At 70.6% G+C, this 18,333-nt stretch carries 16 protein-coding genes and 1 riboswitch; of the genes, 1 reads left to right on the top strand and 15 read right to left on the bottom strand.

What is annotated here, in order from left to right:
• Positions 1-111: 111 nt before the first annotated feature.
• Together AC2XR2_RS37520 and AC2XR2_RS37515 are read right to left on the bottom strand one after the other, a co-directional pair.
• Positions 112-1,056: a M23 family metallopeptidase gene (locus AC2XR2_RS37520; RefSeq protein ID WP_491517497.1), complete on the bottom strand. Its 945-nt coding sequence runs from the start codon at positions 1,054-1,056 to the stop codon at positions 112-114.
• A gap of 2 nt (positions 1,057-1,058) precedes the next feature.
• Positions 1,059-1,223, bottom strand: a riboswitch (cyclic di-AMP (ydaO/yuaA leader).
• A gap of 302 nt (positions 1,224-1,525) precedes the next feature.
• Positions 1,526-3,601, bottom strand: coding sequence for an alpha-galactosidase (locus AC2XR2_RS37515; RefSeq protein ID WP_491517496.1), 2,076 nt, complete (start codon positions 3,599-3,601; stop codon positions 1,526-1,528).
• 214 nt (positions 3,602-3,815) lie between these two features.
• Here AC2XR2_RS37515 and AC2XR2_RS37510 point away from each other — a divergent pair, with 214 nt between their 5' ends.
• Entirely contained in the window at positions 3,816-4,613 is a 798-nt protein-coding gene (locus AC2XR2_RS37510; protein WP_330263214.1) for a tyrosine-protein phosphatase, read from the top strand.
• A 12-nt stretch (positions 4,614-4,625) separates the two neighbouring features.
• Here the strand turns inward: AC2XR2_RS37510 and AC2XR2_RS37505 are convergent, their stop codons facing one another.
• From AC2XR2_RS37505 to hpnC, 13 genes are all read right to left on the bottom strand, one after another.
• A complete protein-coding gene (locus AC2XR2_RS37505) occupies positions 4,626-4,748 on the bottom strand; it encodes a DUF6126 family protein (protein ID WP_020135411.1) in 123 nt (40 codons plus the stop codon).
• Positions 4,745-5,350, bottom strand: a complete 606-nt coding sequence (locus tag AC2XR2_RS37500) for a helix-turn-helix domain-containing protein (RefSeq protein WP_381296620.1) — start codon at positions 5,348-5,350, stop codon at positions 4,745-4,747. Before AC2XR2_RS37500 ends, AC2XR2_RS37505 begins: the two co-directional genes overlap by 4 nt.
• Positions 5,351-5,509: 159 nt before the next feature.
• Positions 5,510-6,895: an aspartate aminotransferase family protein gene (locus AC2XR2_RS37495; RefSeq protein ID WP_491517495.1), complete on the bottom strand. Its 1,386-nt coding sequence runs from the start codon at positions 6,893-6,895 to the stop codon at positions 5,510-5,512.
• Complete coding sequence (gene dxs, locus AC2XR2_RS37490; RefSeq protein WP_491517494.1) at positions 6,892-8,787, bottom strand: 1-deoxy-D-xylulose-5-phosphate synthase; 1,896 nt, start codon at positions 8,785-8,787, stop codon at positions 6,892-6,894. Before dxs ends, AC2XR2_RS37495 begins: the two co-directional genes overlap by 4 nt.
• A gap of 27 nt (positions 8,788-8,814) precedes the next feature.
• On the bottom strand, positions 8,815-9,972 hold the full coding sequence (gene ispG / locus AC2XR2_RS37485; protein ID WP_491517493.1) for a flavodoxin-dependent (E)-4-hydroxy-3-methylbut-2-enyl-diphosphate synthase: 1,158 nt from the start codon (positions 9,970-9,972) through the stop codon (positions 8,815-8,817).
• Positions 9,973-9,976: 4 nt separating this feature from the next.
• Positions 9,977-10,999 carry an adenosyl-hopene transferase HpnH gene (gene hpnH, locus AC2XR2_RS37480; protein ID WP_020116602.1) on the bottom strand — a complete coding sequence of 341 codons (1,023 nt, stop codon included), beginning with the start codon at positions 10,997-10,999 and terminating at the stop codon, positions 9,977-9,979.
• Positions 11,000-11,004: 5 nt separating this feature from the next.
• Positions 11,005-11,664: a phosphorylase family protein gene (locus tag AC2XR2_RS37475; protein ID WP_491517492.1), complete on the bottom strand. Its 660-nt coding sequence runs from the start codon at positions 11,662-11,664 to the stop codon at positions 11,005-11,007.
• Entirely contained in the window at positions 11,664-13,655 is a 1,992-nt protein-coding gene (gene shc / locus AC2XR2_RS37470; RefSeq protein WP_491517491.1) for a squalene--hopene cyclase, read from the bottom strand. Before shc ends, AC2XR2_RS37475 begins: the two co-directional genes overlap by 1 nt.
• Positions 13,656-13,776: 121 nt before the next feature.
• Complete coding sequence (locus AC2XR2_RS37465; protein ID WP_185093293.1) at positions 13,777-14,841, bottom strand: polyprenyl synthetase family protein; 1,065 nt, start codon at positions 14,839-14,841, stop codon at positions 13,777-13,779.
• A gap of 71 nt (positions 14,842-14,912) precedes the next feature.
• Positions 14,913-16,307: a hydroxysqualene dehydroxylase HpnE gene (hpnE, locus tag AC2XR2_RS37460; protein WP_491517490.1), complete on the bottom strand. Its 1,395-nt coding sequence runs from the start codon at positions 16,305-16,307 to the stop codon at positions 14,913-14,915.
• A complete protein-coding gene (locus tag AC2XR2_RS37455) occupies positions 16,304-16,453 on the bottom strand; it encodes a DUF6380 family protein (RefSeq protein WP_491517489.1) in 150 nt (49 codons plus the stop codon). The genes hpnE and AC2XR2_RS37455 overlap by 4 nt, the downstream gene beginning before the upstream one ends.
• Positions 16,453-17,403: a presqualene diphosphate synthase HpnD gene (gene hpnD, locus AC2XR2_RS37450; RefSeq protein WP_330263223.1), complete on the bottom strand. Its 951-nt coding sequence runs from the start codon at positions 17,401-17,403 to the stop codon at positions 16,453-16,455. The genes AC2XR2_RS37455 and hpnD overlap by 1 nt, the downstream gene beginning before the upstream one ends.
• A complete protein-coding gene (hpnC, locus tag AC2XR2_RS37445) occupies positions 17,400-18,302 on the bottom strand; it encodes a squalene synthase HpnC (RefSeq protein WP_381296606.1) in 903 nt (300 codons plus the stop codon). Before hpnC ends, hpnD begins: the two co-directional genes overlap by 4 nt.
• Positions 18,303-18,333 lie beyond the last annotated feature (31 nt).

Here is an 18,333-nt window from a genome sequence, read left to right as displayed (position 1 = left end):
CAATGAAGTGATCATGAAGGCGCAAACACCAGTGCGTGGGCTGCCGACGAAAAAACACCGAAGGCCGGACCCGGGGATCGGGGTCCGGCCTTCGGTGGCACAGGGGCGGGGTCAGCCGACGGCGACGCCCTTCGAGCGGAGGTAGGCGACCGGGTCCACGTCCGAGCCGTAGTCCGGCGTGGTGCGGATCTCGAAGTGCAGGTGCGGCCCTGTCACGTTGCCGGTGGCGCCGGAGAGGCCGATCTGCTGGCCCTCGGTCACGGTCTGGCCGGCCGAGACGGAGAGCTGCGAGAGGTGGGCGTACTGCGCGTAGTAGCCGTCGTTCAGCTTGATGACGACCTGGTTGCCGTAGGCGCCGCCCCAGCCCGCGGAGACGACCGTGCCCGCGGCGACGGCCTTCAGCGAGGTGCCGGTCGGGACGACGAAGTCGACTCCGGTGTGGTAACCGCTGGACCACATGGCGCCCGCCACGCGGTACCCGGTGCCGATGGTGGCACCGCTGACCGGGAGGGTGTAGCCGCTGGAGCTGGTGTCGGAGCTCTGGGTCGCGGCCGTCGACTTCGACGCCTTCGCCTCCGCCTTCTCCGCCTTCGGGGAAGACGACTTCGAGGAGGACGACTTGGCCGAGGACTTGGTCTTCGTCGCGCCGGTGGTCGCCTTCTTGCCGATCGACAGCTTCAGGCCGGGGTGGATCAGCGAGGGGTCGTCACCGACGGCCTCGCGGTTGTCGGCGTAGAGCTTCTTCCAGCCGCCGGCGACATTCTGCTCGTCGGCGATCTTCGAGAGATAGTCGCCGACACGCACCGAATAGGTGCGCACGGTCGAGGCCTTCGCGGTGTCCTTCTTGGCGGTCTTTTCGGCCGGCTTGGCGGCGGCCTTCTGCGTGACCGGAAGCGACTGAACGGCCTTTTCCGAGACGGACTGCGCGGTGGCGGCGTGAGCGCCGGTGGCCCCCATGAGCGGGAGGGCGAGCGCGGCACCCCCGGTACCGGCGACGGCGATCGAGCGGGTGAAGCGCTGGGACTTCGGGCGGCGGTGCTTACCCTTCGCGGGCATGGCGAATTCCTCTCCGGCGCCTGCGAGGTGAGCTGTCGGGTGCGAGCTGGAGATGCCCGGCCGCGTCGGGACGCGACTAAACCCCAAGCCTGTTCCGGAGACCGGAACAGGCGGTACTGCCTGTGGGTCCCCCGCTCCTGCCGTGCACGGGTGAGTGTGTGCGGAATCCGTTCGGCGGCAGGATTGGGCGTCCGACCGGATCGGTGGCGAACGTAAACGAGCAAGACGCAAAGGGACAAGTGAGCAGTTCCCCGCGAATGCGTTCCTGTTGATCCCTTATGGGAATTACCGGTCACCCTGTGTGAATCAGACGCCCGCCCCCGACACAAAGCCCCTTGAAAACCAGACGAATTACGTGAACATGACGGGCGACGCACCGTCACCGATATGACGCTCCTCACGTCACGAATTCACAGGACCCCATACTCCGGAAGGAGTTGGAAAGAATCCAGCAATTCGGACAGAAGCCTTAGATGCGGCGCAGCCGGAGAACTGCCGCATCCAGGTCGCCGCGCAAACCGGTGCGAAGTCCGTGATGCAGCAATACGGCCCCTCGGTGAACTTCGCCCGTTTCGAGGCATTCGTACGACGCCGTCGGGTCGAGGGCGCGCAGCCGCACCGCGGGCACGGGTTCCCCGTAGTGCTGAGCCTGAAGCCACGCGAGCACGACCGTCTCGTCCCCGCGGACGTACTGCACCGCGCTCAGCCCGCCCCGCGGTGGCCGCAGCCGGTGGAGCTCGCCGTGCTGCACCAGGGGCCGGATCTCCTTGTAGAGGTCCACCCAGCGGCGGGCCTCGGCGAGCTCCTCCTCGGTCCACTCCGTGAGGTCGCCGCCGACCCCGAGCACCCCGGCCATGGAGCTCACGAACCGGAACCGCAGCGAGCTCACCCGGTCGTTGAGCTGGGTGTTGGGGCTGTCGGTGACCCAGGCGGCCATCACTCGCGCGGGGTGGATCTGACTGAAGCCGTGCTGGATGGCGAGACGGTCGAGCGGGTCGGTGTTGTCCGAGGTCCACACCTGGTCGGTGCGGCTCAGCACCCCGAGGTCGATCCGGCCGCCGCCGCCCGAGCAGGACTCGAAGGCGACACCGGGGTGGGCCGCGCGCAACCGGTCCAGCAGGGCGTAGAAGCCGTGCACGTGGTCCACCCACAGGCGCTGCGGGTAGGGGTCGCCGGGCCAGCCCGCGTCGGTGAAGCAGCGGTTGAAGTCCCACTTGACGTAGTCGATCGGGGCGCTCGACAGCAGTGCGTCGAGCTGCTCCCACAGGTACTCCCGGACGTCCTCGCGCGCGAGGTTCAGTACGAGCTGATTGCGGAACTCCGTCCGCTTTCGTCCCGCTTGGTACTGCACCCAGTCCGGGTGGGCGCGGTACAGCTCGCTGTCCGGGTTGACCATCTCCGGCTCGACCCAGATGCCGAACTGCATGCCGAGCGCGTGCACGTAGTCGCCGAGCGGCTTGAGGCCGGCGGGGAAGCGGTCCGGGTTGGGGGCCCAGTCGCCGAGCCCGGCGCGGTCGCTGGTGCGGGCGCCGAACCAGCCGTCGTCGACCACGAACAGCTCGACACCGACCGCGGCGGCCCGCCGGGCGAGGGTGCCCTGCTGCTCCTCGGAGATGTCGAAGTTGGTGGCCTCCCAGGAGTTGAACAGCACGGGGCGGTCGTGGTCGGCGTCCGGGATGACGTACGCCCGCTGCCAGGCGTGCCAGGCCCGGCTCGCGCCGCCGAAGCCGCCGTCGCTCCAGAGTCCGGCGAAGACGGGGGTCGTGAAGGACTCGCCCCCGGCCAGGCTCAGCAGGCCGGACTCGTCGTAGCCGGCGCCGCCGGTGATCTGCACGCGCGCGTCGGGGAGTTGGGCGACCGCGATCCGCCAGGACCCCGACCAGCCGAGGGCGACGCCGTAGACCTCGCCTCGCTCCTCGGTGGCGTCGGTGTCGAGCGCGACCCAGGGCAGGTGCTGGTGCCCGGTGTGGCCGCGGCGGCTGCCGATGACCTTCTCGCCGTAGGTGAGCGGGGCCTGGGTGAGCAGGGACTCGGCGGCCCAGCGGCCGTGCAGCTGGGAGAGCCGCCAGCCGTCCTCGCGGTCGGGCAGCGTCCAGGTCGCGGAGTCGGCGCGGAGCAGCTCGACCGGGCCCTGGCCCTGGTTGTCCAGGGTCACCCAGCGCTCCAGGACGTCGTGGCGCATCCGGTAGTGCAGCGTGATGACCAGGCCGCCGTCGCGGAACCGCAGGCGCAGCTCGTCGCCCTCGGTGTCGTGGGCCTCGAAGGTCCACTCGGTGCCGCGCCGCTCGTCGGTGCGCACGGACAGGGCGGGCCGGGTGAAGCGGGGGCCGCCCTCGACCGGGTACTCCTCGCGCCCGTCGAGCGGGGACTCGAAGGGCCAGTAGTCCGGCAGCGGGCGCACGGCGAGCGCCTCGGCGTCGGCCAGCGCGATGCGCGGGCCCCAGTGCAGGTGCAGCAGCTCGTCCTCGGCGGTGAGGTGCAGGGCGTAACTGCTGGCCGGCCCGGACAGAATCCACGTACGGCCGTTCTCGGCGATCTCCAGCATGGTGCCCCTCACAGGTTCGAACAGGTGCCAACAGGTGCGCTCAGGCACCAACATCATCAGCGGCCGTGGGCCCCTGCTGCAACGCCTGTGGACAACTGATTGCCCGTGATGTCGGGGCCTGTGGACAACTCATCGCCGCAGGAACCCGTGTCGTATCGTCGAGAGGTGCCCGTCGACGAGCAGCGTCGGCGGTGCCCGGCTGGGAGGAGCCCCCGTGACGCAGCAGATTCCGTCGACCGAACCCGAACTCGCCGGTGTCCGCAACTTCCGCGATGTGGGCGGACTGCCGACGACCGACGGACGGCGGGTGCGGTACGGAGTGCTGTTCCGCAGCGGCCACCTCGCGCACGCCACCGAGGACGACGCGGCCTTCCTGTCCTCGCTCGGCCTGCACACGATCTTCGACTTCCGCAATTCGGCGGACCAGAAGCTGGAGGGCCCGGACGTCGACCTGCCCGGGGTCACCAATGTGAACCTGCCGCTGAGCGACCCGGCGGAGGGCACCTGGTTCTGGAAGATGGTCCGGGACGGCGACATCGAGCAGCTGCGTGAGCTGCTCGGCGACGGCAAGGCCGCGGCGCGGATGACCAACTCCTACCGCACGATGATCAAGGAGCGCACCGCCGAGCACTCCCAGGTGCTCCACTCGCTCGCCGAGGACAGCGTCCCCGCCCTCCTGCACTGCGCGGCCGGCAAGGACCGCGCGGGCCTGTCGATCGCGGTGACCCTGCTCGCGCTGGGCGTGGAGCGCGAGGCGATCGTCGCCGACTACCTGGAGTCGAACGCCAAGCACCGCCGCTACAAGGTCCGCCGCACCAGCACCTCCGCCGACGCCTACTCCCCCGAGGTCATGGAGCTGCTCAGCCCGCTGTTCGAAGCGCGCGCCGAGTATCTGACGGCTGCCCTGGAGACCATCGAGGAGACCTGGGGCAGCGTCGACGCCTACCTGGAGGAGGGCCTCGGTCTCACCCCCGAGATCCGCGAGCGGCTGCGGGAGCGCCTGCTCGACTGAGTCGTACGGCCCCTACTGCCCGGCTCCCACCTCGAAGAGCAGGTAGAGGAAGGCCGCGAAGACGTGGCCGGCCGCCAGGTAGATAAGCAGGCGCACCCACAGGGCGCGGGGGAACTTCTCCTCCATGTCACTCATGGCATCTCTCCAGGGGTGGGGCCCAGGCACAGGGTGGCCGTGGGACTCTGCAACAGGGTGTGGACGAACAGGAGCTCGACTCCGTCGGGATCCTGGGCGGCGATGCGGTGTGGGGTCAGCGAGTCGAAGTGGGCGCTGTCGCCCGGACCGAGCAGGTGCGTGGTGTCGCCGAGGCGCAGGCGCAGCCGTCCGTGCAGGACGTAGAGCCATTCCTCGCCCGGATGCACCCGCACGATGTCGCCCTGGGAGCCGTGCGGCACCCGCACCCGCAGGGCCTGCATGCCGCGGCCGGACGCGCCCGCCTGGAAGTAGGTCCAGCCGCCCGCCGCGGTCGGTTCCATGTCGGCGGCGCGCACCACGGAGTCCCGTTCGGCGACCGTCTCACCGAGCAGCTCCGAGACCGTCGTACCGTAGATGCGGGCGAGCGCGAGCAGCATCGGCAGCGAGGGCTGGCGCTGCCCGGTCTCCAGGCGGGACAGATGGGCGGGCGACAGCCCCGCGGCGGCGGCCGCGGCCTCCAGGGTCAGGGAGGCGCGGCGGCGCAGTGCGCGAAGCTGGGGAGCCACCGAGGGCAGCTCCGTGAAGGCTTCCGGGGAGCTCATGACTCCATTGAGCCCCAGATTTGCCTCTGCGGCAATTTTATTGCCTCAGAGGCAAACCCGGCCGACGGCGAGGTCACCGGTGGGCCGCTCCCTGCCGCAGCCGGCCGCCGGCGGGGTCAGCAGCTGGCCACCACCCGCCGCAGCCGCCCCACGGCGAAGTCAGCGGTTCGCCACCGCCTGCTTCACCAGCGTCCTGCCGAAGTCCCACATCAGCCCGCTGCCGCTGTGCGCGTCGTCCATGACGTCGGTGAAGGCGTCGACGAACCGGTCCACTTCCTTCTCGCCGACGACGAGCGGCGGGATCAGTTTGATGACCTCCAGGTGGTCGCCGGAGACCTGGGTGAGAATCCGGTGCCGCTGGAGCAGCGGGACGACGACCATCTGCGCGAACAGGCCCTTGCGTGCGGCCTGGAGCATGGTCCAGCGACCGCGCAGCTTGAGCGACCTGGGCTTCCCGAACTCGATGCCGATCATCAGGCCCCGGCCGCGCACGTCGGCGAGCAGCTCGTACTTGTCGACGAGCGCGGCGAGCCGGGACTTCAGCAGCTCACCCGTGGCGCGGGCGTTCGCGACGATCTGCTCGTTCTCCATGACCGCGAGGACGGCGAGCCCGGCGGCCATCGCCTGCGCGTTGGACCCGAAGCTCGCCGAGTGCACCAGCACCCTGTCCATGGACGAGTAGACCTTCTTGAAGATCCAGTCCTTGCCGAGGGTGGCCCCGACCGGCACATACCCGCCGGACAGCGCCTTGGCCACGCACACCAGGTCGGGCTCGACCCCGTCCTCGTGCTGGTACGCGTAGAAGTCCCCGGTGCGCCCGAGCCCGGTCTGCACCTCGTCGGCGATGAGCAGCGCCTTGTGCCGGCGCAGCAGCTCCTGCGCGGACCGCAGATAGCCGGGCGGCGCCTCGTGCACGCCCTTGCCCTGGATCGGCTCGACGACCAGGGCGGCCACGTCACCCTTCTTCAGCTCCCGCGCGAGGGCGTCGAGATCCCCGAGGGGTACGGCCGTGTCGGGCAGCAGGGGCGCGAAGCCGTCCCGGAAGCCGACCTCGCCGTTGACCGACAGCGACCCGGTGGTCAGCCCGTGGAAGGCGTGGTCGCAGTACAGGACCCGCGGCTTCCCGGTGGCGTACCGGGCGAACTTCAGCGCGGTCTCCACCGCTTCGGTGCCACTGTTGCCGAAGAACACCCGGTCCAGGTGCGGGCTGTGCGCGAGGAGCTTCTCGGCCAGCAGCCCGGGCAGCGGCTGGCAGTCGAAGCGGGTGAGGTCGGCGAGCTGGGCGTCGAGGACGTCGTGCAGTGCCTTGCGGACGACGGGGTGGTGGCGCCCCAGGCCCATCACCCCGAACCCGGCGAGCATGTCCAGGTAGTCGTTGCCGTCCGCGTCCCAGAAGTACGCGCCCTCGCCGCGCTCGTAGACCTTGTCGAAGCCGATGGTGTGCAGCATGCGCGGGAGCTGGTGGTTCAGGTACTTCCCGTGCAGCTCGTAGCGCTCGGCTCCGCGCTCGGCCAGGAGTCTGCCGAGGTCGAACTCCGTGCTCATTCCTTCTCCTTGACTTCGACCTGGTCCTTGACGGCAAGGCTCGCGCTGATCCGCCCCGCCACCTCGACCGGCGTCAACCCGATGTCGGCGAGCACCTCGCCCCGCTTGGCGTGCGCGAGGAACTGCTCCGGGATCCCGAACCGCCGTACCGGTACGTCGACTTCGGCGTCACCGAGCGCCAGCGCCACCGCGGCGCCCACCCCGGCGGCCCGGCTGTTGTCCTCGACGACGGCCACCAGCCGGTGCCCCGCGGCGAGGCCCGGCAGCGCCGGGTCGACGGGCTTGACCCAACGGGGGTCCACGACCGTGCAGTCGATGCCCCGCGCTTCCAGGAGCTCGGCGGCCTGGAGGCAGACGGGCGCCATGACACCGACGGCGACGAGCAACACCTCTGGCCGGTCTCCTCGATGGAGCACGTCCATGCCGCCCACGTGGTCCACAGCCGCGATCACGGGCCCCACCGACTCCTTCGGGAACCGCACCAGCGTCGGCGCGTCGTCCACGGCGACCGCTTCCCGCAGCTGGGCCCGGAGTTGGTCGGCGTCCCGGGGCGCGGCGATCCTCAGACCGGGCACGACCTGGAGGATCGACATGTCCCACATGCCGTTGTGCGAGGCCCCGTCGACGCCCGTGACCCCGGCCCGGTCCAGCACGAAGGTGACCCCGCAGCGGTGCAGGGCGACATCCATCAGCAGCTGGTCGAAGGCCCGGTTCAGGAAGGTCGCGTACACGGCGACCACCGGGTGCAGCCCGCCCGTCGCGAGGCCGGCCGCGGAGACCGCCGCGTGCTGCTCGGCGATCCCGACGTCCCAGACCCGGTCCGGGAACCGGGCGGCGAACTTGCCCAGCCCGACCGGGTGCAGCATGGCCGCCGTGATCGCCACGACGTCCTCGCGCTCCTCCCCGATCGCGACGATCTCGTCGCCGAACACCGAGGTCCAGGACGGCCCGTTGGAGGGGGCGAGCGGCTCGCAGGTGAGGGGGTCCATCACACCGACGGTGTGGAAATGGTCCTCCTCGTGCGCGAGGGCGGGCTCGTACCCGCGCCCCTTCTCCGTCAGGCAGTGCACGAGCACCGGCCCGTGGAACCGTTTCGCCCGCCTGAGCGCCGACTCGACGGCCCCGATGTCGTGTCCGTCTATCGGCCCGACGTACTTCAGCCCGAGGTCCTCGAACATGCCCTGCGGCGCGAAGGCGTCCTTGAACCCCTTCTTCGCCCCGTGCAGGGACTCGTAGATGGTGCTGCCGACCACGGGGGTCTTGAGGAGTACGTCCTTCCCCCAGGCCAGCACCTTCTCGTAGCCGTCGGTGGTGCGCAGGGTGGCCAGGTGGTTGGCGAGGCCGCCGATGGTCGGCGAGTACGACCGCTCGTTGTCGTTGACGACGATGATCAGCGGCCGGTCCTTGGCGGCCGCGATGTTGTTGAGCGCCTCCCAGGCCATGCCCCCGGTGAGCGCGCCGTCGCCGATGACCGCGACGACGTGCCCCGTGTCCCCCTGCACCTGACGGGCCTTGGCGAGCCCGTCGGCCCAGCCGAGCGCGGTGGAGGCGTGGCTGTTCTCGACAATGTCGTGCTCGGACTCGGCGCGTGAGGGGTAGCCGGACAGGCCGCCCTTGGAACGCAGCTTGGAGAAGTCCTGACGACCTGTCAGGATCTTGTGCACATAGCTCTGATGGCCGGTGTCCCACACGATGCGGTCGACCGGTGACTCGAAGACCCGGTGGAGCGCGATGGAGAGTTCCACCACCCCCAGGTTGGGTCCGAGGTGCCCACCGGTCCTGGCGACCGCGTGCACCAGGAACTCCCTGATCTCTTCGGACAGTTCGACAAGATCCGGCTCGGACAGCGCCTTCAGGTCGCGTGGTCCCCGGATGTTCTCCAGAATGGTCACGCTCGGGCCCCCTTCGGTCCGTGCTGTTCAACTCACGGTGACGGCCGGCTCCCCCGACGCGACGCCGTCCTTCTCCATCTGTTCGGCGATCTTCATCGCCTCCTCGATGAGGGTCTCCACGATCTTCGACTCGGGGACGGCCTTGACGACCTCGCCCTTCACGAAGATCTGTCCCTTGCCGTTGCCGGACGCGACCCCCAGGTCCGCCTCCCGCGCCTCACCGGGACCGTTGACCACACATCCCATCACCGCGACCCGCAGGGGCACTTCCATGCCCTCCAGACCCGCCGTGACCTCGTCGGCCAGCTTGTAGACGTCGACCTGCGCCCGCCCGCAGGACGGACAGGACACGATCTCCAGCCGCCGCTGCCTGAGCCCGAGCGACTCCAGGATCTGGATGCCGACCTTGACCTCCTCGGCGGGCGGCGCGGACAGGGAGACCCGGATGGTGTCGCCGATCCCCCTGCTGAGCAACGCGCCGAACGCCACCGCCGACTTGATGGTCCCCTGGAACGCGGGACCTGCCTCCGTGACGCCCAGATGCAGCGGGTAGTCGCACTGTTCGGCCAGCTGCTGGTACGCGCTGACCATGACCACGGGGTCGTTGTGCTTCACCGAGATCTTGATGTCCCGGAACCCGTGCTCCTCGAACAGCGACGCCTCCCACAGCGCGCTCTCCACCAGGGCCTCCGGGGTCGCCCTGCCGTACTTCTGGAGCAGCCGCCGGTCCAGGGATCCGGCGTTGACCCCGATCCTGATCGGCGTGCCGTGGTCCTTCGCGGCCCGCGCGATCTCCTTCACCTTGTCGTCGAACTGCTTGATGTTGCCGGGATTGACGCGTACGGCCGCGCAGCCGGCCTCGATCGCCGCGAACACGTACTTCGGCTGGAAGTGGATGTCCGCGATCACCGGGATCTGCGACTTGCGCGCGATGGTCGCGAGGGCGTCCGCGTCGTCCTGCGTGGGACAGGCGACGCGGACGATCTGGCAGCCGGACGCCGTCAGCTCGGCGATCTGCTGGAGGGTGGCGCCGATGTCGGACGTACGGGTCGTCGTCATCGACTGCACCGACACCGGGGCCCCGCCCCCGACCGCCACCGGCCCGACCATGATCTGCCGCGAGGCACGCCGCTCGGCGATCGGTCGGACCGGTACCTCGGGGACGCCCAAGGGAATGGCGGTCATGGCGCTACTCGCGGTTTCCGGAGACGGTCTCGCGCATGGCGCGCAGCGACTCCTTGAGCGAGCCCATGGTGGCGAGGACGGCGGTGGGCTCGTAGCCGCAGTGCGCCATGCAGTTGGCGCAGCGCGGATCCTTGCCGCGGCCGTACTTGTCCCAGTCGGTCTCCTCGATGAGCTCGCGGTACGTCGGCACGTACCCGTCGCTCATCAGGTAGCAGGGGCGCTGCCAGCCGAACAGGGAGTAGTTCGGGATCGCCCAGGCCGTGCACGGGAAGTCGACCTTGCCCTCCAGGAAGTCCAGGAAGAGCGGGGAGTGGTTGAGCCGCCACTTCTTGCGGTTGCCGCCCGCGAAGGCCTTCTTGAACAGCTCGCGGGTCTGCTCCACGCCCAGGAAGTGCTCCTGGTCGGGCGCCTTCTCGTAGGCGTAGGCGGGCGAGATCATCATCTCGTCGACCTTGAGGTCGTCGTTGAGGAAGTTGAGCACCTCGATGATGGTCTGCGGGGTGTCGGTGTTGAAGAAGGTCGAGTTGGTGGTGACCCGGAAGCCGCGCCGCTTGGCCTCCTTGATCGCCTCCACGGCCTCGTCGAACACGCCCTCCTTCGCCACGGACTCGTCGTGCCGCTCCCGCAGCCCGTCGATGTGCACCGCGAAGGCGAAATAGGGCGAGGGCGTGAACTTGTCCATCTTCTTGCGCAGCAGCATGGCGTTGGTGCAGAGGAAGACGTACTTCTTCTTCGCCACCAACTGCCGCACGATCTCGTCGATCTGAGGGTGCATCAGCGGCTCACCGCCGGCGATGGACACCATCGGCGCACCGGATTCCAACACCGCCCCGACGGCCTGCGCCACTGGCATGCGCTGCTTGAGCACGCCCGCGGGATGCTGGATCTTGCCGCAGCCCTCGCACTTCAGGTTGCATGCGAAGAGAGGTTCCAGCTCCACGATCAGCGGGAACTTGTCCCGCTTGCGGAGCTTCTGTTCGGCCAAGTATGTAGCGACCTTGATGGACTGACGCAGCGGCATGGCCATCTGGCTCACCTCCTGGGGAGCAGCAAGGAACGGTGCCATTCGTAGAAAGCTGGAAGGACGGAACGAAGGACGCGGAAGGCCGATATTCCACCGCGTACCGTGCCGACCCGGACGAGTTCATGTTGTGGAGCGTCCACGACCACCCGGACGGCCGCAACGGGGCGCTCGCCCGCGCGCACGGCGCTCAGGAGTGTGGCCGCGGACTCCATGTCGACCGCGATCGCGCCGGTCGCGAGCAGATCCGACCGCTCGTGACCGCGGACGACGTGATCGGAGCCGGTCAGGGGTCCGGTGTGCACGGTACGTCCCGGTACGGCCCGTGCCAGCTCCTTGACGAGTAGGTCGGTCTCCACACAGGGAACGGTTCCGTCCGGATCCCGGGTCTCCTCGGCGACGACCAGATCGCCGGGGTGCATCCCGGGGGCGAGGCCGGCGCAGAAGCCGGTGGCGAGGACGGCGGCCCCGGCGAACGCGGGGTCGGCGAGGGCCTCGGTGACGGCACGTTCCGCCGCCTTGGGCCCCATCCCGGTCCGGAGCACGGTGACCGGTCCGCCGGCCCCGCCGCGCCCGCTCGCCCCGCCGCGCTCTCCGGTGCGCAGCGCGAGGTGCTCGATGCCGAGGGCGCAGGCGATCAGCAGCGGGGCGGTGGCGGGCTCGGTGCTCATCAAAGGGCCTCGGTCCGGGAGAACGGTTCTCCATGGACGTAGCGGCCCAGCGCGGTGAGCGGGAAGACCTGCCGGTAGAGGTGGTAGTTGATGGAGAAGTCCCAGGGGAAGCCGGTGCCGGTGAAGTAGGGCTCGTCCCAGGAGCCGTCCTCGCGCTGGGTGCTCGCGAGCCATTCGATGCCGCGCTCGACGGCCTTGGACTCCCTCTCCCCCGCCGCCAGCAGCGCCATCAGCGCCCAGGCGGTCTGGGAGGCGGTGGAGGCGCCGCGGCCGCTCCACTCCTTGACGTACTTGTAGGAGCGCAGGTCCTCGCCCCAGCCGCCGTCGTCGTTCTGCACCTTCTCCAGCCAGGCCACGGCCCGCCGGATCGCCGGGTGCGAGGCGGGCAGCCCGGCGGCGGTGAGCGCGGGCACCACCGAGCCGGTGCCGTAGATGTAGTTGACGCCCCAGCGCCCGAACCACGAGCCGTCCGGCTCCTGTTCGGCGAGCAGCCAGTCGATGCCGCGCCGGGTGCGCGGGTCGTGGGAGAGCCCCTCGACCGCCAGCATCTCCACCACGTGGGCGGTGACGTCGGCCGACGGCGGGTCGATGACCTCGCCGAAGTCGCAGAACGGCAGCCGGTTGGGGAACGGGCTGGTGTTGTCGACGTCGAAGGCGCCCCAGGCGCCGTTCTTCGACTGCATCCCGAGGTTCCAGCGCACCCCGCGCCCGATGGCCCTCTCCACCCGCTCGGGGTCGTGGTGCCTGACCCGTCGCAGCGCGAGGACGACCTCGGCGGTGTCGTCGATGTCGGGGTAGTTGTCGTTGTGGAACTCGAACGCCCAGCCGCCCGGCGGGAGTTGCGGACGCTTCACGGCCCAGTCGCCGGGCCGGACGATCTCCTCGCCGAGCATCCAGTCCGCCGCCCTGACGAGCTGCGGGTGGTCGGCGGGCACCCCCGCGTCGACGAGGGCGATGGTGGCGAGGCAGGTGTCCCACACCGGGGACTGGCAGGCCTCGATCATCCGGGCCCCGTCCTCGCGCCAGATGGCGAAGCGGTCCAGGGACTCCAAACCGGCTCGCATCACCGGGTGTTCGAGGTCGTAGCCGAGCAGGTGCAGGGCGATCACGGAGTACACGGCCGGGGGCTGGATGCCGCCCCAGCAGCCGTCGTTCTCCTGCCGCTCGATGATCCAGCGGGCCGCGGAGTTCATGGCGGCTCTGCGGAGTCTGCGCGGGGCGACCTTGCGCAGCTGGTGCAGGGCCTTGTCGAGCCGCTGGAAGGCGCCGTCCCAACTCGCCACCGGGGCGAGGGGCTTGGCCGGGTTCGGGTCGGCCGGGTCGGTGTGCAGTTCGTCGAGCGGGAAGGGCGCGGGCCGCACCGGGCGCTTCGCGGAGACGATCGTCAGCGGGACGATGGTCTGGCGGGCCCAGCAGCCGAAGTCGTAGATGTTGAGCGGGACCCACTTGGGGAAGTAGATGAGCTCCGGCGGGAGTTCGGGCAGGTCCTCCCACTTCCACCAGCCGAACAGGGCGAGCCAGATCCGGGTGAACACCCGGGCGGCGGCGATCCCGCCCTGGGCGCGGATCCAGGCGGAGGCCTTCGCCATGTGCGGGGCGTCCGGGGCGTCGCCGTCCAGCCGGAGGGCGACGTACGCCTCGATGGTGGTGGAGAGTTCGCCGGGCCCGCCGTAGAAGGAGGCCCAGGTGCCGTCCTCGCGCTGCTCGCCGCGGATGAACTTGGCGGCGGCCCGGGTGGTCGACTCGTCGCGGATGCCGAGGAACTGACGGAGCAGCAGGTCCTCGGCGTCCATCGTGACGTTGGTCTCGAGGTCGCCCTTCCACCAGCCCTCGGCGTCCTGCCGGGCGAGGAGGTGCTCGGTGGCGCGCCGGACGGCGCGTACGGCGGCTTCTTGTACCCCGGCCGCCACGGGGGTGTCGAGACGGGTTTCGGTGGCCGCGGCAGCGCGGGGCGGCAGGGCCCCGGTGCTTCCGTCGGTCGTCGCTGTCATGGCTTCCCCTTCGTGCAGTGTGCAATGTGGTGCTCTGCTGTGGGTCCGCCGTCGGCCGGTGCCTTTCCTTTCCTCGCAGCACCGGCCGGCGACTACGCGAGGGCTATTCGGCCGATAATGATCATCTCTTTCGTACGACGACGAAGTCGGCCAGCGCCGTGAACTGCGCCCGCACCCGCTCGGGCATGTCCACGGCGTCGAGGGCTTCGATGGCGATGGTGTGCTGACGGCGTGCTTCCGCCGCCGTCCACTCGCGGCCGCCCGCCTCCTCGATGAGGGCGGCGCGGGCCGCGAACTCCTCCTCGGAGAAGTTCTCGAAGTCGCTGCTCTTGGCGTCGGCGGCGAGGATCTCGCCGAGCCGCTCGGAGGCGGGGCCACCCGCCGCGAGCGCGGCCACGACCGGCAGGGACTTCTTGCGCTGGCGCAGGTCGCTCCAGGTCTGCTTGCCGGTGGAGACCGGGTCGCCCCAGATGCCGAGGAGGTCGTCGACGGCCTGGAAGGCGAGGCCGAGGTGGTAGCCGTACTTCTCCAGGGTGTCGGCGGTGCGGTCGTCCGCTCCGCCGAGCACCGCGCCGATGGAGCTGGCGCAGGCGAGCAGGGCGCCGGTCTTGTTGCCCTCCATCTCGAGGCACTCCTCGACGCTGACGCGGTCGCGGTGCTCGTAGGAGATGTCCTGCGCCTGGCCGTCGATGAGGGCGCGGGTGGCGGTGGTGAGGCGGCGGGTGGCGCGGCCGGCCTCGACGGTGCCGAGTTCGAGGAGGACCTCGTTGGCGAGGGCGAACAGGGCGTCGCCGACCAGGATGGCCTGGGCGGGCCCGTGCACCTTCCAGACGGTGTCGCGGTGGCGGCGCTGCTCGTCGCCGTCCATGAGGTCGTCGTGCAGGAGCGAGAAGTTGTGGACCAGTTCGACGGCGACGGCGCCGGGGATGCCGGTCTCGGGCGCGGCGCCGGTGACCTCGGCCGAGAGCACCGCAAGGGCGGGGCGCACGGCCTTGCCGCCGTCCCCGTCGGCCGGGTTGCCCTGGGCGTCGATCCAGCCGAAGTGGTAGGCGGACACGGTGTCCATCGGGGATGCGAGGCGGTCGACGGCCGCCTTGAGCACCGGTGTGGCCAGGGTCCGGCCGCGCTCCAGGAGCGCGGTCACGTCCACCGCGGTCCTCCGAGCAGCCGTCTCGGCGGGGGGCACAGTGGGCACAGTCTCTCCTCTTGTTGCGGTACCGGAGGTGCTGGGGCCTGTCGCGCCGTGCTGATCGAGCATCACGCGGCCTCCTCGAACTCGAAGAGCCGAGCGGGGCGGGGCCGGCCCAGGGCGGCGAGGGCGGCGTCCGCCGCACTCACGCCACTGCGGACCGCACTCTCCATGGTCGCGGGCCACCCCGTGGCGGTCCACGCGCCGGCCAGGTAGAGGCCGGGGGCTTTCGTACGGGCGCCCGGCCGCAGCCGTCCGACGCCGGGGGTCGGGGCGAACGTGGCCGTGCGCTCCCTGGTCACGAAGAAGTCCTTGACCTCGGCGCGGCGCGCGAGCGGGAGCAGCCGCTCCAGCTCGGGCAGGTACCGCTCGCGCAGTTCGGCCACCGGGGAGTCGATCTCGTGGTGCGCGGCCGACTGGGACAGGGCGAGGTACTGGCCCTCGCGCAGCCCGGAGGCGTCGGTGCGGTCGAAGACCCACTGCACGGGGCTGCCGAGGGCGGCGAAGAACGGTGTGTCGAGCACCTTGCGGTCGTAGACGACATGCACGTTGAGGATGGGCGCGGTGCCGATCGCCCGGAGATTTTCCGGGGCGTCGAGCGCGCCCTCGGGCAGCAGGTCAGCGGCCTCGCCCTGGGCTACGGCGAGCACGACGGCGTCGGCGCGGAGCGTCTCGCCGGGAACCTGAACGCTCCAAGTGCCGTTCTCGTCAGTAGAGATGGAGGTGACGCGTGTACGGACCTCGGTACGCACGCCCGCGGAGTCGAGCGCCTTGCGGGCGAGCCGGTCGTGCAGTTCACCCAGCGGGACATGGGCCCAGCCGATGTCGGCCGCGCCCGGGTCGGACAGCAGACCGGTCTTAAACACCATCGCGGCGAGCCCCAGCGAGGCGTCGCCCGCGACCGCGTTGAGGGTGGCGACCCCGACCAGGTCCCACAGGGCCTCGACGGCACGCGCCGACTGACCGTGCGCGGTCAGCCAGCTGCCGAAGTCCTGTGCGTCCAGGCTCGGATCGGCGAGGTCGAGCCCCTTGAGCGCGAGCGCGGCACGCCCGACCCTGGCGCGCTCGGCGAGCGAGAGATGCGGGTAGGTCGCGAGGCTGCGCCCCAGATGCAGGGGCACCGGCAGCGCGTCGCGCCGCAGTCTGCCGAGCCGTCGGCCCGCGGGCCGGGCCACGTCCAGAACGGGCACGTCGAGACGATCCTGCAAGGGCGCCAGCGCCGTCCCCTCGACGCGGTCGAGGAACCAGCGGTAGGCGGTGCAGCACCGCAGGTAGACATGCTGGCCGTTGTCGACGGTCAGGTCGCCGCGCTGGAACGAGAAGGCGAGTCCGCCGAGGCGGGGCCGGCCTTCGAGCAGGGTGACGCGCACTCCGGCGTCGGCGAGCGCGAGCGCGGCGGTGATGCCGGCGAGCCCGCCGCCGATCACGACGGCGTCCCGCGCGGACTGATGCCCGTCGGTCATCGCACACCCTCCCCTGCGCAGCCGCCGTGACGCGTGAACGGTGCACGGCCGACCGTTGCAGTCAGGGACGCCGTCCTCGAGCGGAGGGTTGCGTGCCACTTTTCTCCGGTGGCATCACCTTGGACCGAATTGTCCACATCGCCCATCAGGCGCGCCTCCTGACGGTCTGCCGCGTCACATGCCGGGCGTCCAGCCCCGACAGGCCGCGGACCGCGACGAACGCCTTCTCGCGACCGGGGAGCGAGACCCGGCCGCGCAGCACCGCCTCGGGGTCGCGTTCGATGCGGTCGAGCAGCCGGCGGTAGATGCCGGCCATGGCGGCCACACAGGCACCGCTGCGCCGGTCGAGCATGGGGAGCAGCCGGTAGCCCTCGGCGAAAAGAGCGCGGGCCCGACGCACTTCGAAGTGCACGAGGCCCGCGAAGTCGGCGCCCTCGGGTGGTTGCGACCCCTTGAAGCCGGCCGAGCAGCCGAACTTGGCGAGGTCGTCGGCAGGCAGATACGTGCGGCCGCCCTCGGCGTCCTCGCGGACGTCCCTGAGGATGTTGGTGAGCTGGAGGGCCAGACCGAGCGTGTCGGCGTACTCGGGCGCGCGTTCGGCGGCGCGGGCGCCGGGTTCGGTGCCGAAGACGCCGAGCGAGAGCCGGCCGATGGCGCCCGCCACACAGCGGCAGTACACCTTCAGGTCGTCCCAGGTCTCGTAGGTCTCGCCGCGTACGTCCATCAGGACGCCGTCGATCAGTTCGTCGAGACCGCCGAGCGGGATCGGGAAGGTGGCGGCGGCGTGGGCGAGGGCGACGGCCACCGGATCGGTGTCGTCCTCGTCGACCGAGCCCTCCCGCACCCGGGTCAGCATCGCCCGGGTGTCCTCGAGTCTCGCGGCCTTCACGTCGTGCGCCAGTGCGCCGTCGCCGATGTCGTCGACGCGCCGCGAGAACGCGTAGAGCGCCGACATCGCACGCCGCTTGGACGTCGGCAGCAGCCTGATGCCGTAGGCGAAGTTGCGCGCCTGCTGTCCGGTCACTGCCTCGCAGTAGCTGTAGGCGGCGAGTACCGGTGCGGACGCGTGCGGTGGTGCCTCCACGGTCCGGATCACCCCTCTCCTCGCAGAGCGACGCCCACCTCGCGCAGCAGCTGGAGCTTGCCGGGCTTGGGCGGGCCGGGAAGTACGTCGTGTTCTGCGGCGGCGATCGCGCGGAGCGCCGCCCTTCCCCCCGCCACGAACCCCGCGAGCAGCAGCTTGAGTCTGCCGTGGACGCTACCCACGAGGGGGGCGCCTTCATTCAGGAGTTCGCGGGCGCGTTGTGCTTCGTATGCAACCAGAGCGCGCACCGATGCGCCCGCGCTTTTCGGGGCCAGATCCGCCTCCTGGACATGAAAGCGCTTCATGTCAGCGGCGGGCAGATAGATCCGGTCGCGGCCGAGGTCCTCGGCGACGTCCTGGAGGTGTTCGACGATCTGGAGGGCCGTGCAGATCGCGTCGGAGAGGCGGATCCGCTCGGGGGTCGAGGTGCCGGTGACGGCGAGCACGAGACGGCCGACGGGGTTGGCGGACAGCTCGCAGTAGGCGAGCAGGTCGTCGTAGGTCTCGTAGCGGGTGACGAGCTGGTCCTGGCGGTTGGCGGCGATCAGGCCGCGGAAGGGCTCGGGGGTCAGCGCGCGGCGGCGAACGGTGGGCTGGAGGCGGCGCAGCAGGGGGTGGCGCGGCTCTCCGGAGAAGACGCGGTCCAGGTCGGCCTCGAAGGCGTCCAGCAGGACCAGCCGGTCCTCGGCCTCTCGTGGCGAAACGCCGAGCAGCCGGGCGTCGGCGCCGCCGGGGGCGAGATCGCCGTCACCGATGTCGTCGACGAGGCGTGCGAAGCCGTAGACCGCCATGAGGTCGGCGCGCCAGTCCCTGGGCAGGAAGAAGGGGGCCACGGGGAAGTTCTCCGCCGCGGCCTTGTCGAGCGTTCCGCGCTCGGTCGCTCCCGGGCGCGTCGTGCCGGTCTCCGTCATCGCTGCCTGCCCGGCGCGGGGACGGCACGTG

The sequence above is a fragment of the Streptomyces sp. LS-MS-L19 genome (genome assembly GCF_058382285.1).
This window is presented reverse-complemented; position numbering and strand designations above follow the sequence as displayed.

Coding starts and splice junctions, on each gene's coding strand:
- AC2XR2_RS37455 (WP_491517489.1), bottom strand. CDS start 16,453: ATGGGCGATGTGGACAATTCGGTCCAAGGTGATGCCACCGGAGAAAAG.
- hpnH (WP_020116602.1), bottom strand. CDS start 10,999: ATGGCCATGCCGCTGCGTCAGTCCATCAAGGTCGCTACATACTTGGCC.
- AC2XR2_RS37515 (WP_491517496.1), bottom strand. CDS start 3,601: ATGCTGGAGATCGCCGAGAACGGCCGTACGTGGATTCTGTCCGGGCCG.
- hpnC (WP_381296606.1), bottom strand. CDS start 18,302: ATGACGGAGACCGGCACGACGCGCCCGGGAGCGACCGAGCGCGGAACG.
- AC2XR2_RS37520 (WP_491517497.1), bottom strand. CDS start 1,056: ATGCCCGCGAAGGGTAAGCACCGCCGCCCGAAGTCCCAGCGCTTCACC.
- AC2XR2_RS37495 (WP_491517495.1), bottom strand. CDS start 6,895: ATGAGCACGGAGTTCGACCTCGGCAGACTCCTGGCCGAGCGCGGAGCC.
- AC2XR2_RS37500 (WP_381296620.1), bottom strand. CDS start 5,350: ATGAGCTCCCCGGAAGCCTTCACGGAGCTGCCCTCGGTGGCTCCCCAG.
- AC2XR2_RS37475 (WP_491517492.1), bottom strand. CDS start 11,664: ATGAGCACCGAGCCCGCCACCGCCCCGCTGCTGATCGCCTGCGCCCTC.
- shc (WP_491517491.1), bottom strand. CDS start 13,655: ATGACAGCGACGACCGACGGAAGCACCGGGGCCCTGCCGCCCCGCGCT.
- hpnE (WP_491517490.1), bottom strand. CDS start 16,307: ATGACCGACGGGCATCAGTCCGCGCGGGACGCCGTCGTGATCGGCGGC.
- AC2XR2_RS37505 (WP_020135411.1), bottom strand. CDS start 4,748: ATGAGTGACATGGAGGAGAAGTTCCCCCGCGCCCTGTGGGTGCGCCTG.
- ispG (WP_491517493.1), bottom strand. CDS start 9,972: ATGACCGCCATTCCCTTGGGCGTCCCCGAGGTACCGGTCCGACCGATC.